At 63.7% G+C, this 13,616-nt stretch carries 16 protein-coding genes; all 16 read left to right on the top strand.

The window, feature by feature from the left end; genetic code table 11:
• Window positions 1-3 precede the first annotated feature (3 nt).
• The 16 genes from flhB to JJC00_RS31050 all read left to right on the top strand — a co-directional run bounded on the left by flhB (window position 4) and on the right by JJC00_RS31050 (window position 13,610).
• Window positions 4-1,089: a flagellar biosynthesis protein FlhB gene (gene flhB, locus JJC00_RS31125; RefSeq protein ID WP_200469624.1), complete on the top strand. Its 1,086-nt coding sequence runs from the start codon at window positions 4-6 to the stop codon at window positions 1,087-1,089.
• Window positions 1,090-1,153: 64 nt separating this feature from the next.
• The gene (gene flgB, locus JJC00_RS31120; RefSeq protein ID WP_200469623.1) at window positions 1,154-1,555 is read left to right on the top strand and encodes a flagellar basal body rod protein FlgB; all 402 of its coding nucleotides are present in this window, start codon (window positions 1,154-1,156) and stop codon (window positions 1,553-1,555) included.
• An 11-nt stretch (window positions 1,556-1,566) separates the two neighbouring features.
• Entirely contained in the window at window positions 1,567-1,983 is a 417-nt protein-coding gene (gene flgC, locus JJC00_RS31115) for a flagellar basal body rod protein FlgC (protein WP_200469622.1), read from the top strand.
• Window positions 1,984-1,985: 2 nt separating this feature from the next.
• Window positions 1,986-2,315, top strand: a complete 330-nt coding sequence (locus JJC00_RS31110; RefSeq protein WP_200469621.1) for a flagellar hook-basal body complex protein FliE — start codon at window positions 1,986-1,988, stop codon at window positions 2,313-2,315.
• 17 nt (window positions 2,316-2,332) lie between these two features.
• Window positions 2,333-3,124 carry a flagellar basal-body rod protein FlgG gene (gene flgG / locus JJC00_RS31105; protein ID WP_200469620.1) on the top strand — a complete coding sequence of 264 codons (792 nt, stop codon included), beginning with the start codon at window positions 2,333-2,335 and terminating at the stop codon, window positions 3,122-3,124.
• A 13-nt stretch (window positions 3,125-3,137) separates the two neighbouring features.
• A complete protein-coding gene (gene flgA, locus JJC00_RS31100; RefSeq protein WP_200469619.1) occupies window positions 3,138-3,614 on the top strand; it encodes a flagellar basal body P-ring formation chaperone FlgA in 477 nt (158 codons plus the stop codon).
• Complete coding sequence (gene flgI / locus JJC00_RS31095) at window positions 3,611-4,741, top strand: flagellar basal body P-ring protein FlgI (RefSeq protein ID WP_200469618.1); 1,131 nt, start codon at window positions 3,611-3,613, stop codon at window positions 4,739-4,741. Before flgA ends, flgI begins: the two co-directional genes overlap by 4 nt.
• 67 nt (window positions 4,742-4,808) lie before the next feature.
• Window positions 4,809-5,579 carry a MotE family protein gene (locus JJC00_RS31090; RefSeq protein ID WP_200469617.1) on the top strand — a complete coding sequence of 257 codons (771 nt, stop codon included), beginning with the start codon at window positions 4,809-4,811 and terminating at the stop codon, window positions 5,577-5,579.
• Complete coding sequence (gene flgH / locus JJC00_RS31085) at window positions 5,576-6,271, top strand: flagellar basal body L-ring protein FlgH (protein ID WP_200469616.1); 696 nt, start codon at window positions 5,576-5,578, stop codon at window positions 6,269-6,271. The genes JJC00_RS31090 and flgH overlap by 4 nt, the downstream gene beginning before the upstream one ends.
• A gap of 30 nt (window positions 6,272-6,301) precedes the next feature.
• A complete protein-coding gene (locus tag JJC00_RS31080) occupies window positions 6,302-6,745 on the top strand; it encodes a flagellar basal body-associated FliL family protein (RefSeq protein WP_200469615.1) in 444 nt (147 codons plus the stop codon).
• A complete protein-coding gene (fliP, locus tag JJC00_RS31075) occupies window positions 6,742-7,482 on the top strand; it encodes a flagellar type III secretion system pore protein FliP (RefSeq protein ID WP_027535969.1) in 741 nt (246 codons plus the stop codon). The genes JJC00_RS31080 and fliP overlap by 4 nt, the downstream gene beginning before the upstream one ends.
• Before the next feature lie 232 nt (window positions 7,483-7,714).
• Window positions 7,715-8,620: a flagellin gene (locus JJC00_RS31070; protein ID WP_200469614.1), complete on the top strand. Its 906-nt coding sequence runs from the start codon at window positions 7,715-7,717 to the stop codon at window positions 8,618-8,620.
• A 270-nt stretch (window positions 8,621-8,890) separates the two neighbouring features.
• The gene (locus JJC00_RS31065) at window positions 8,891-9,799 is read left to right on the top strand and encodes a flagellin (RefSeq protein ID WP_200469613.1); all 909 of its coding nucleotides are present in this window, start codon (window positions 8,891-8,893) and stop codon (window positions 9,797-9,799) included.
• 273 nt (window positions 9,800-10,072) lie between these two features.
• On the top strand, window positions 10,073-10,981 hold the full coding sequence (locus JJC00_RS31060; RefSeq protein ID WP_200469612.1) for a flagellin: 909 nt from the start codon (window positions 10,073-10,075) through the stop codon (window positions 10,979-10,981).
• A gap of 302 nt (window positions 10,982-11,283) precedes the next feature.
• Window positions 11,284-12,909, top strand: a complete 1,626-nt coding sequence (gene fliF / locus JJC00_RS31055; RefSeq protein WP_200469611.1) for a flagellar basal-body MS-ring/collar protein FliF — start codon at window positions 11,284-11,286, stop codon at window positions 12,907-12,909.
• Window positions 12,906-13,610: a hypothetical protein gene (locus tag JJC00_RS31050; protein WP_200469610.1), complete on the top strand. Its 705-nt coding sequence runs from the start codon at window positions 12,906-12,908 to the stop codon at window positions 13,608-13,610. The genes fliF and JJC00_RS31050 overlap by 4 nt, the downstream gene beginning before the upstream one ends.
• The last annotated feature ends 6 nt before the right edge of the window (window positions 13,611-13,616 follow it).

The following is a 13,616-nucleotide window of genomic DNA, read 5'->3' as shown; positions in this document are numbered from 1 at the left end:
GGCATGGCAGAGACATCCGACCAGGAGAGCAAAACAGAAGAGCCGAGCGAGAAGAAAGTCCGCGATGCGCTCGAACAAGGCAATATTCCGGTCTCTCGGGAGGCGTCCATTTTGGCGACCATGGCGGCGCTGATGGTGATTCAGGCGTTCCTGATCGGCCAGGGCGTGCAGGGGCTGACGCCGACCTTGAGGAGCTTTATCGACGAGCCCGATGGCTTCCCGCTCAGCACCGCGGCCGACGCACTGAATCTTCTCACCGTGGTGGGCCTCGAGGCGCTGCGATTCCTGGTGCCGCTGGTCGTGATCATCGCGGCATTCGGGCTCGCCGCCTCGTTGCTGCAAAACGCGCCACGGCTGGTGCTGCAGCGCATCCTGCCTGACTTCTCCCGAATCTCCCCGGCCAGCGGCTGGAGCCGCATTTTCGGAACGCAGGGTCTGGTGGAGTTCGCCAAGTCGATGTTCAAGCTCGCCTCGGTGACCGCCGTCGTCTGCTTCGTGCTGCGATCGTCGGAGGCGAGGGCGTTCGAGGCGATGTACACCGATCCTGTCGCGTTGCCGGAGATGATCCTCACCATCGCGATGCGGATCGTGTCGGCGATCTGCATTGCGACGATCGTTCTGGTCGCGATCGATCTCGCCTGGGCGCGCTTCCGCTGGCGGCGTGAGCTGCGCATGACCAAGCAGGAGATCAAGGACGAGCACAAGCAGGCCGAGGGCGATCCGCTGATCAAGGCGCGGCTGCGTTCGCTCGCGCGCGACCGCTCGCGCCAACGCATGATCGCCTCCGTGCCGCGCGCGACGCTGGTGATCGCAAATCCGACGCACTTTGCGATCGCATTGCGCTACAACCGCGAGGAAAACCCGGCGCCGCTGGTGGTCGCCAAGGGCATGGACGTGATCGCGCTGAAGATCCGCGAGGCCGCCGAGCAGAACAGGATTCCGGTGATCGAGAACAAGGCTCTCGCACGCGCGCTCTACGAAGCGGTGCAGGTTGATCAGGTCATCCCCGCCGAATTCTTCCGCCCGGTTGCCGAGATCATCTACTTCCTGCAGTCGAAGCAAACGCCGCGGCCCGAGAAGGTTCAGTAGATTTACGAGGATGGTGCTTCGCCCAACAGCTTGACGAAAGCTTAACGCCCTAGGGTTCTCTCCAATGAATCATAATGGGGCTGTCGTGGGACCGCTTTTTCTCTTCGAACTCGCATCGTCGCAGGCGCGCTGGCTCGAGCTTCGTCAGTCGACCATCGCCACCAACGTCGCCAACGCCAATACGCCGGGTTTCAAGGCGCGCGACGTCGAGCCGTTCAACAAGGTGCTCGACGGAATGCCGGTCAGGCTTGCGACGACATCGCCCACGCATATGCAGCTGTCCCCGGCCGAAACCGATACGCGGGCAACCGCGAAAAAGGACAGCTGGGATGTCGTCCACTCCGGCAACTCGGTCAGCCTCGAGCAGGAAATGATCAAGGGTAGCGACGTCAATCGCGACTATTCGATGAACTCGGCGATCGTGCGCTCGTTCAACCGCATGATCCTGACCAGCGCGAAAACCTGAGGTGAACTGAGATGCTGGACGCTCTACAGGCTTCATTGACGGTCGCAAGCTCCGGGCTCGAAGCGCAGTCGACGCGCATGCGGGTTGTCTCGGAAAATCTCGCGAATGCGAGCTCGACCGGGCGCACCGCCGGCGCCGATCCGTATCAGCGCAAGACGATCACTTTCGATGCCGCGATGGATCGTGCCTCGGGCACGCAACTGGCGAAGGTCAAGGAGATCGGGGTCGACACCACGCCCTATCGCGTCGAGTACGATCCGGGACATCCCGCGGCCGACAAGGCCGGTTACGTCAAGATGCCCAACGTCAACATGATGATCGAGATGGCGGACATGCGGGAAGTCAACCGGTCCTACGAAGCCAATCTCCAGGTCGTGAAGCAGGTCAGATCGATGCTCGGCATGACCATCGATCTTCTGAGGAGCTGACAATGCTAGAGGCGATTTCATCCACTGCGATCACGGCAGGGCAGGCGGCATCCCGGATCACCGAGACGCAGACCATTGCGCCCAGCGCGACGTCCCCGGTTCAGGCCGGCGACGATGTTGGCTTCGATTTCGTGATGAAGCAGGTGACCACGGACGCGATCGGCACGCTGAAGGCCGGCGAGAGCGCGTCGATCTCGGCGATGCAGGGCAAGGAATCGACGCGGAAAGTCGTCGAGGCGCTGATGTCGGCCGAGCAGGCCTTGCAGACCGCAGTCGCGGTCCGCGACAAGGTCGTGCAGGCCTACCAAGAAGTCGTTCGTATGTCGATTTGATCTGAAGGAATGACGCTGTGAAATCACTCGCCATCGCGGCCACGGGCATGAATGCCCAGCAGACCAATATCGAAGTCATCGCGAACAACATCGCCAACATCAACACCACGTCGTTCAAGCGCGCACGTGCGGAATTCACCGATCTGTTCTACCAGATGGATCGCATGCAGGGGGTCGCGAACGTCAACGGCGCCTCGCCGATCCCGGAAGGCGCCAATCTCGGCCTCGGCGTCAAGTCGGCCGCGATCCGCAAGCTGCACATCCAGGGCGCGCTGACGCAGACTGGCAACCCCTACGACATGGCCATCAACGGTCGTGGCTGGTTTCAGGTGCTCGGCCCGAACAACGAGGTGCAATACACCCGCGCGGGCTCGTTCAACACCAACGCCACCGGCCAGCTGGTGACGATGGACGGCTACCTGCTGGATCCCAACATCACGGTGCCGCAGGGAACGGTGCAGGTCACCGTCAACCAGACCGGGCAGGTGTTCGCCAAGCTGGACACGGAAGTCAATCCGCGACAGATCGGCCAGCTCAACCTGGCCAACTTCGCCAACGAGGCGGGCCTCGAGCCGCTGGGCAGCAATCTCTATCGCGAGACCACGGCATCAGGCGCGCCGGTCGTTGGCCTCCCCGGCGATGCCGGCTATGGCAAGATCAACCAGCAATATCTCGAGGCCTCGAACGTCGATCCCGTCAAGGAAATCACCGAGTTGATCTCGGCGCAGCGCGCCTACGAGATGAACGCCAAGGTCATCCAGGCGTCGGATGAGATGGCGCAGACGGTGTCGAAGAATCTCAGTCGCTAGTTCCGGTGTATCGATGTTGAACTGGGTGGGTCTGATCGCGCGCGGGTTGGCCGCCGCGCTGCTGGTTCTCGTCTCCGCGCGGCTCGCCGCCGCAGACGAGCGGCGGCTTCCGGTGCCGGCGGTAGCGATCCGGGCCGGCGAGCTGATCAAGGACGACATGATCACCGAGCGCACCTTTGCGCCGAACGTGCTCGGCGTTGCCATGTTCATCGAAGGGCGTCAGGTCCTGGTCGGCCGCATGGCGCGGCGGGCGCTGCTGCCGGGCCAGCCAATCCCGACCAATTCGGTGGAGGATCCCTGGACCATCGCCCGCGGTGCCATGGTCAAGGTCGTGGTCGAGGACTCCGGTCTATCGATCGTGACCTACGGCGCGGCCATGCAATCCGGTGCACCTGGCTCGCTCATTACCGTGCGAAACACCGACACGGGCGTGATGATCAGGGCCATCGTCCAGCCGGACGGCACCGTCAAGGTCGCGGACGGGTCATGATCAGAATCCTGATTGCGCTTCTCCTCATCGTTTCCGCCGCCAGCGCCCAGGCCGCCGTCCGCATCAAGGACATCGCGGACATCAAGGGGCTGCGCGAAAACCAGATCGTGGGCTACGGCCTCGTCATCGGTCTCAACGGCACCGGTGACACCCTCCGCAACGCGCCGTTCACGGAACAGTCGCTGCAGTCGATGCTCGAAAACATGGGCATCAATGTCAGGAATGAGACGACCAGCACGAACAACTCGTCGCGGCCGACCACACTGCGCACGCGCAACGTCGCCGCCGTGATGGTGACCGCGGACTTGCAGCCGTCGATCGGACCCGGCGAGCGGATGGACGTCACGGTGTCGTCGCTGGGAGATGCGACGTCGCTGCTCGGCGGCACGCTGGTGATGACGTCGCTGCGCGCGGCCGACGGTGCAGTCTACGCAGTGGCACAAGGTGCGGTCACGGTCGCCGGTTACAGCGTCGGAGGCCAGGCCCAGAACGTCAGTCAGGGCACGCCGACGGCGGGCCGCATTCCGAACGGCGCGCTGGTCGAGCGAGAGGTGCAGGGCAGCCTCCACGAGATGGAATATCTGGTACTCGAGCTGAAGAACCCCGACTTCGTCACCGCGACGCGAATCCTGGACGCCGTCAATCGCTATGCGGGCGGCCGCTATCGCGCCCAGATCGCCTTCGAGCGCGACTACCGGACCATTGTGCTCTCCAAGCCGCGCTACGTCGGCCCGGTCCGCTTTCTCGCCGAGATCGGCGAGCTCACCGTCGAGCCCGACACGCCGGCGCGGGTGGTGATCAACGAACGCACCGGCACGGTGGTGATCGGACGCGACGTGCGTATCTCCACCGTCGCCGTCACCCACGGCAATCTGACGGTCCGTGTCACCGAGCTGCCCGTGGTGTCGCAGCCGGCGCCGTTCTCGCAAGGCCAGACCGTCGTGGTGCCGCAGACCATAGTCGAGGCCAACGAGGCCGGATCGCAGGTTGCGATCCTGAGCGGTGTCGATCTCCAGCGCCTCGTGCGCGGGCTGAACCAGATCGGACTGAAGCCGTCCGGCATCATCGCGATCCTCCAGGCGATCAAGACGGCCGGCGCGCTGCAGGCTGAAGTCATCGTGCAATGATGCATAAGCGTCGTGCAAGCTTGGTCGCTCAATGCTCTGGTCTCGACCGAGAATCGCACGCGACCCGATGCTGAAGCTGGATCACATAGCGCAACTTCTTCTCCTGGCGGCGATGTTCGCGCTCGCAGGCGCTTCGCCCGCGCTGGCGCTGGATGAGCCGAAGCCGTCGAAGCCGCTCAATCTGCTCTCGTTCGCGCGTGCGCGCGCGCCCGGGCCGCAAAAGCCGCAGGCGCCGGCCACGCCAGTTCCGGGCGATAATTCACGGGCAACCGCCTGGGCGGCCGAAGATTCGGGTCCCGCGATCACAGGAGCGGTTCCGACCGAGGTTCCTCCGCCGGCACCTAGCCCCGCACCTGCGCCGGCGCGTCCGGCGAAGTCCGGCAGCGTTACGGCGCCGCCGAAGCCGGCGCCGGCTCAAGCTGCCGCGCCCGGGGATAACGAAGTTGCGCTGTTCTGCAGCAACGTGGCCGATCCCGCCGTCGACGCCAGGCTCGCCTGGCAACTGAAGGAGCTGGAGAAGGCCGAGAGCCTGCTGCGGGAGCGGATCGCCGAAGTCGAGGCCAAGCGCGCCGAATACGAGAAGTGGATGGCGCTGCGCGACGACTTCCTGAAGAAAGCGGAAGCGAGCGTCGTCGAGATCTACTCGCGCATGAAGCCGGACGCTGCCGCCACCCAGATCGCCGGCATGGCGGACGAGACGGCCGCCGCGGTGCTGGCAAAGCTCAGCCCGAGGAGTTCGAGCGCAATTTTCAACGAGATGGAGACCGGGCGCGCAGCACATCTCGCCGACCTGCTCGGTGGAATGCGTCGCGTGGATGACGGAAGACCAAGTAAATGAAGACGCTGATCCTCATCCTGTCGCTCGTGCTTCTTGGCGGATGCTCACATGATCCGGCAGAACTTCTGACTGGCCCGAAACTGTCGCCCGTGGGCAGCGGCCTGAGGACGCCAGCCGATCCGATCCCGGTGACGCCGCGCATGCGCACGCCCGTCAGCTATCGCTCGACCTGGGATGACGGCACCGATCTCTACCGCGATCCCCGCGCCCGGCGCACCGGCGACGTCGTGACGGTGATCATCTCGATGCAGGACAAGGCCAAGCTCGACAACAAAACCGGCCGCTCGCGCGATTCGCAGATCCAGTTCGGGCTGAACTGGCTGATGGACGTCGCAGGATGGCAGGACAAGGGTCAAGCCAACGCCAACCTCAACACCAATACCCAGATCAAGGGCAACGGCCAGATCGATCGCTCCGAGGACATCAAGCTTTCCATTGCAGCCGTCGTCACCGACGTGTTGCCGAACGGAAATATGATGATCAGCGGATCGCAGGAGTTTGGTATCAACACGGAGCTGCGCGTGCTCAATGTCGGCGGTATCGTGCGTCCGCGCGATATTTCGCGAACCAACACGATCTCCTACGAGAAGATCGCCGAGGCGCGCGTGTCCTATGGCGGTCGCGGAAATCTGTCTGACGTGCAACAACCTGGATGGGGGCACCGGATCTATGACGCCGTGGCACCGTTCTAAGGCTCGCGCGTCGTGGGAACGGGGGGCGTCATGCGCCTGATCGCCGCGATCGTCGTGCTGACCCTGGTCGCGATCGGCGCGGGCGCGCTTGCGGGCCTGCACCTGATCGCCACCGCCGAACGCGTCGCCGACGCAAAGAAGGGCGCCACCCCGCCGCCGGTCGCGTCGAGCTACGCCGGCAGCGCGCGGCTCAGGAAGCTGTCCCCGATCGTGACCAATCTCGCGGCGCCGGCGAACAACTGGGCCCGGGTCGAAGCCTCCATGGTGACCGACAGCATGAGCGACGAGGATGCCGGCATCCTGGCCGCCCATATCAGCGAAGATATCGTCACTTACTTGCGGTCCGCCTCGGTCACGCAGTTCGAAGGCACGCGCGGGCTGCAGCATCTGCGCGACGACCTGTCCGAACGCGCCAGCATCCGCTCGTCCGGCAAAGTCCGCGAATTGATCATTGAGACGTTGGTGATCCAGTGAAATTGAGAGTCCTGCTGCTTGCGTTGTTGCTGGTCGTGCTGCCCGAGGTGGCGTTCGCCCAGATCCCGGACCTCAATTCGCTGCTGCCGCCGGGCAACGGCTCGACCAGCGGCCGCATCATCCAGCTCATGGCGCTGCTGACGGTGCTGTCCGTCGCACCTGGGCTGCTCATCATGGTGACGAGCTTCACGCGCTTCGCCGTCGCGCTCTCGTTCCTGCGCGCCGGCCTCGGCCTTCAGACGACGCCTCCGAATCTCGTGCTGATCAGCCTCGCCATGTTCATGACCTTCTACGTCATGGCGCCGACCTTCGACCGCGCCTGGGAAACCGGCGTGCAGCCGCTGATGAAGAACGAGATCTCGGAGGAGGAGGCTTATCTCAAGATCAGCGATCCGTTCCGCGAATTCATGCTGGCACATGTCCGCGACAAGGACCTGCAGACATTCGAGTCGCTCGCCGCGGAAAGTTTCCGCAGGAAGTTCGACGACAAGCGCATCGACATGCGCGTCATCATCCCGGCTTTCATGATCTCCGAGCTCCGGCGTTCGTTCGAGATCGGCTTCCTCATCATCCTGCCATTCCTCGTCATCGACATGATCGTGGCGACGCTGACCATGTCGATGGGTATGATGATGATGCCGCCATCGATCCTCGCGCTGCCGTTCAAGGTGCTGTTCTTCGTGCTGATCGACGGCTGGAACCTGCTCGCCTCCGGACTGGTGCGATCGTTTTCGTAAGAGCGATCATTCACCTAACGATTGGTTAAGGTTAGCAAAGAGTAATGTTAACCATATGATTTTACAGCGAAATTCAAGCTCGTCTTAATCCGGAGGCAAGATTCGGCGTGCTAGCAATGCGGCACGGCGGGTTGGACCCCAGTCCAAAGGCATGATGCCGCCCCTCCGTACCGGTGAAAGCCCGGTATGTCCCCTCGTGAAAATGTAACGCGTACATAAAGGGACATTCGCAATGTCAAGCCTGCTTACGAACTCGACCGCTATGACCGCCCTCCAGACCCTGCGGTCTGTGAGCTCCCAACTCGCCACCACGCAGACCCGCATCTCCACCGGCCAGCGCGTCTCGACCGCTTCGGACAACGCCGCCTACTGGTCGATCGCGACGTCGATGCGTGCCGACAACGCCGCGCTCTCCGCGGTCTCCGACTCGCTCGGTCTGTCGGCCGCGACCGTCGACACCGAGTACACCGCTCTGACCTCGGTTGTTGGCGACAGCACCGGCGGCTTGACCAAGCTGCAGTCGCTGCTGGTCGAAGCGAAGACCGCCGGTATCGACCGCGCCAAGATCCAGGCTGACGTCACCCAGATCCAGCAGCAGATGAAGGGTACCGCTGATGCGGCGACCTTCAACGGCGTGAACTGGCTCAGCACGACGACGGCCACGCCGACGACGGTCAACCTGGTGTCGTCGTATTCCCGCGTTGGCGGCACGCCGACCACCGGCTCCATCGGCCTGACCGTTGCCAACTACTCGCTCTATACGTCGTCCACCAGCGGCATCCTGGACACGGTGAGCGGCGGTGCATCGGTCAACACGATCGACATCACCTCGCTGACCGACTCGGCGGCTGACCAGACCACGCTCGATGGCTACATCGCACAGGTCACCGGAGCGATCAACTCGGTGGCTTCCGCCGCCGCCAACCTCGGCGCCGTCAAGAACCGTATCTCGACCAACACGGACTTCGTGAAGTCGCTGATGGACTCGGTGAGCCGCGGTATCGGCCAGCTCGTCGACGCCGACATGAACCAGGAGTCCACCCGCTTGTCGGCCCTCCAGGTCCAGCAGCAGCTCGGCGTTCAGGCGCTTTCGATCGCCAACAGCAGCAGCCAGAGCATCCTCTCGCTGTTCCGCTAAGGCTGAAGAACATCTGAGGGGCCGCGCTTCGCGAGAAGCGCGGCCCTTTCGTTTGACCTGGCGTCCGGCCTACGCCGCAATTCCGCCTGCCCTGTTGCAGCCAGGACACAGAGCCACAAGCCTCGCACAAGCTTCGCGGGCTAGGGTCGCCGCTACGACAGGTTGGGCCTTAACCGCTTTTCCGCAGCCCAAAGGCATGACGCCGCCCTGTCGTACCGGTGCAAGTCCGGTATGTCCCCAAATCAACTCAATCTTCAAAGGGACATTAAAATGGGTTCTAGCCTTCTCACCAACTCCGCAGCCATGACCGCGCTGCAGACCCTCCGCAACGTCAGCATGAACTTGCAGACGACTGAAAACCGGATCTCGACCGGCCAGCGCGTGGCCACGGCTTCGGACAATGCCGCCTATTGGTCGATCGCGACCTCGATGCGTGCCGACAACGCCGCGCTCTCCGCCGTCTCCGACTCGCTCGGCCTGTCGGCTGCGACCGTCGATACCGAATATACCGCTCTCACCGCGGTTGTCGGTGACAACACCGGCGGCCTGACCAAGCTCCAGGCGCTGCTGGTCGAAGCCAAGACCGCGGGTATCGACCGCGCCAAGATCCAGGCCGACGTCACCCAGATCCAGCAGCAGATGAAAGGCACCGCCGCTGCGGCGACCTTCAACGGCGTCAACTGGCTGAGCACGACGACGGCCACGCCCGCGACCTTCGACCTGGTGTCGTCGTTCTCCCGCGTCGGTGGCACGCCGACCATCGGCTCCATCACCCTGACGATCTCCAACTACTCGCTCTATACGTCGGGCACCAGCGGCATCCTGGACACGGTGAGCGCCGGTGCGTCGGTCGACACGATCGACATTACCTCGCTGACCGACTCGGCGGCTGACCAGACCACGCTCAGCGGCTACATCACGCAGGTCACCGCTGCGATCAACTCGGTGGCTTCTGCCGCTGCCAACCTCGGCGCCGTCAAGAACCGCATCTCGACCAACACCGACTTCGTCAAGACCTTGATGGACTCGGTGAATCGTGGTGTCGGTCAGCTCGTCGACGCCGACATGAACGCGGAATCCACCCGCCTTCAGGCGCTCCAGACCCAGCAGCAGCTCGGCGTTCAGGCGCTCTCGATCGCCAACCAGAACAGCCAGAGCATCCTCTCGCTGTTCCGCTAAGGCTGAAGAACATCTGAGGGGCCGCGCTTCGCGAGAAGCGCGGCCCTTTCATTTTGGCGTGCGTGTTCGGACGTCAAAGGCGCGATACCGCGCCTCGAATTGCGGTCCGGCCACAGAGCCATAAGCCTCGCGCAAACTTCGCGTGCTATCGCCGCCGTTACGACAGGTTGAGCGCGCTTTTTCGCAGCCCAAAGGCATGATGCCGTCCTGTCGTACCGGTGCAAGCCCGGTATGTCCCAAAAAATTCAATTCGTTTTCAAGGGGACGTCAAACATGAGTTCTAGCCTGCTCACCAATTCCGCAGCCATGACCGCGCTGCAGACGCTGCGCAACGTCAGCTCCAGCCTACAGACCACCGAAAACCGCATCTCGACCGGCCAGCGCGTGGCCACCGCTTCGGACAATGCCGCCTATTGGTCGATCGCGACCTCGATGCGTGCCGACAACGCCGCGCTCTCCGCCGTCTCCGACTCGCTCGGCCTGTCGGCTGCGACCGTCGATACCGAATATACCGCTCTCACCGCGGTTGTCGGTGACAACACCGGCGGCCTGACCAAGCTCCAGGCACTGCTGGTCGAAGCCAAGACCGCGGGTATCGACCGTACCAAGATCCAGGCCGACATCACCCAGATCCAGCAGCAGATGAAAGGCACCGCCGCTGCGGCGACCTTCAACGGCGTCAACTGGCTGAGCACGACGACGGCCACGCCGGCGACCTTCGACCTGGTGTCGTCGTTCTCCCGCGTCGGTGGCACGCCGACCATCGGCTCCATCACCCTGACGATCTCCAACTACTCGCTCTATACGTCGGGCACCAGCGGCATCCTGGACACGGTGAGCGCCGGTGCGTCGGTCGACACGATCAACATCACCACGCTGACCGACTCGGCGGCTGACCAGACCACGCTCAGCGGCTACATCACGCAGGTCACCGCTGCGCTCAACTCGGTGGCTTCTGCCGCTGCCAACCTCGGCGCCGTCAAGAACCGCCTCGCGACCAACACGGACTTCGTCAAGACCTTGATGGACTCGGTGACCCGCGGCGTCGGTCAGCTCGTGGACGCCGACATGAACGCGGAATCCACCCGCCTTCAGGCGCTCCAGACCCAGCAGCAGCTCGGCGTTCAGGCGCTCTCGATCGCCAACCAGAACAGCCAGAGCATCCTCTCGCTGTTCAAGTAAGCTCCAGTCGAAAAACGACCGTGCTCCCAAGGGAGCACGGCCTCGCCGTAACCGGCGGAAGTAACGGCACATGACGTGCCCGCAATCGACCTCTCGACGCCAGACCTGTGCAATACGCTGGAGCCGATCGCGCGGTAACGCGTTCGATCGTCCGTCTGTTGCCATCGACCTGCCTGCGTCGCTCAAAGCTCTTCTAAAATTGCAACGCCTCGCCTGCGAAGCGACACATTCGCGTGTTCGCGCAACCTTCAGACAAGGTTGACAGCGGAATGTCCTCACCGTTAGCATTGGTACGAGGTCATATGCTCAGTCGCGCGCAGCTACAGCAGCTGCTCAACAATCTGCTGGAACTTGGGCCGCGACGTCTGATGGCCTTGGGACTGATCGGCTTCGCGGTCCTCGTTACCGTGGTCGGGGGCGCCTATTATCTGAGCCGGCCCGAATTCGAGACGCTCTATACCGGCCTCAACCGCGAAGACGTGACGCGCATCGGCGCCGCGCTGCGCGAGCAGAGCATCACCTTCGACATCAGCGCGGCCGGCGATGCCGTCTCGGTGCGGCCGAGCCAGACTGCGCAGGCCCGGATGCTGCTGGCCGAGAAGGGGTTGCCCACCAGCGCAAATGCCGGCTACGAGCTGTTCGACAAGATCGGATCGCTCGGATTGACCTCGTTCATGCAGGAGGTCACGAAGCTTCGCGCACTCGAGGGCGAGATCGCGCGTACCGTTCAGCTGATGAAGGGCGTCAAGGCGGCCAGGGTGCACATCGTGATGCCGGTGCGCGGCTCGTTCCGTGCGACGCAGCAGCCGCCCTCCGCGTCGGTCGTGCTGCGCACTGACGGTGCGATCGAGGCTCGCACGGCGCAGTCGATCCGCCACCTCGTCGCGGCCGCGATTCCCGGCATGACGCGCGACAAGGTCACCGTGCTTGATGCCGACGGCTCGATGCTGCTGGCCGAGGAGGACGAGGCCAGCGCCGCGCCGACCAAGATGGCGAGCCTCCAGAAGACAGTCGGCGGAATGGTGCAGGAGAACATTCGCAAAGCGCTGACACCCTATCTCGGCCTGGACAATTTCGAGGTCAGCGTCGCGCCGCAGCTCTCTACCGACAAACGCCAGATCAACGAGACGGTCTACGATCCCGAGACCCGCGCCGAGCGTTCGGTCCGCAATGTCCGCGAAAACGAAAAATCGTCGAACGCCGATCGATCGACGCCAACGACCGTCCAGCAGAACCTGCCGGACCAGCAGGTCAATGCCGGCGGCACCAAGAACTCGAGCGAGGACAAGACGCGCCGCGAGGACGTTACCAATTTCGAGGTCTCGTCCAAGACCACGACGACGGTCAGCGACGGTTATTCGGTCAAGAAACTCTTCATCGCCGTCCTGGTCAATCGCACGCGGCTCGTCGCCGATCTCGGCGACAAGACCAACCAGGCCATCGTCGACAGCAAGCTCGCCGAGATCAGCCAGCTCGCAGCGACCGCAGGCGGACTGGACAAGGCGCGCGGCGACCAGATTCAGGTGACTGCGGTCGACTTCGTGGAGGGCTCGCGCGAGCTCGCGCCGGTGCCGCCGATCAGCTTCGTCGAGATGATGAACAAGCAGCTCGGCAGCGTCATCAACGCGGTGACGATCCTGGCCGTCGCTTCGATGCTGGTCTGGTTCGGGCTTCGACCCGCGGTCAACGGCATTCTGACCCATCGCGCCGCGCAGGAGCAGACCGAGGCGGCCGAGGCCGCCGAGCTCGAGGCTGCTTCGGCCCTCGCATTGGCCGACAGCCAGGATCCCGAGCTCAACCTTGTCGAGGACCTCGAAGGCAAGATGCAGCGTACGCCGCAGAAGCGGCTGGAGCAGATCGTTCGCCTCGATCAGATGCAGGCGGCAGCAATCCTTAAAGACTGGATGCGACGCGAGGAGGCGGCATGAACGCGGCAATCGGAAAACTCCTGACGCAATTCGACGCGAACGGCCGGGCCAAGTCGCCGCCGCCTCCGCCGCCGAAGATCCAGGACGTTCTGACGAGAAAGGAAGTCCGGCGCGAGCCTCAATCGCAGTCGCAGCCTCAACCGCAGCGTCAGGCGCAGGCGCAGCCCCAACTTCAGGCGCCTCCGGCGCCCACGCCGGAGGCCGCGCCGGTCAATCTGCTCGAAGACGCCTATCGGCGCGGCCATACCGCAGGCCTTGCGGAAGGCGAAGCCAAGCTCGCCGAAGAGCGTGTCCGCAGCGCGATCCGGCTCGGCGAGGAGCGGGCCAAATGGTCCGACCAGCAGGCGGTCGCGATCGTCAACGGTTTTGACGCGGCCTGCCGCGAGATCGAGAGCAACATTGCAAGCTCGGTCGCGCGGATTTTGCTGCCGTTCCTCGCCGATGCGGTCCGCGACAAGGCGATCGGATCCCTGGTCGAGCAGATCTCTGCCCTGACCTCGAATTCCCCGGTGCCGGCGTTCCGCGTCACCGGACCCAGCGAGCTCATCGACCTCGTCAGAACGCAACTCAATCTGGCCGGCCGCTCTGGCGTCGAATACCAGTCCGCCGACACCGTCGAGGTTCGCGTCCTCGCCGATCAGACCAAGATCGAGACGCAGATCTCGACCTGGATGGATCGGCTGAACGAGGCGCGCCGGTAGCTTCAC

It is taken from the genome of Bradyrhizobium diazoefficiens (assembly GCF_016616885.1).
GTDB classification, from domain to species: Bacteria; Pseudomonadota; Alphaproteobacteria; order Rhizobiales; family Xanthobacteraceae; genus Bradyrhizobium; species Bradyrhizobium diazoefficiens_F.
This window is presented reverse-complemented; position numbering and strand designations above follow the sequence as displayed.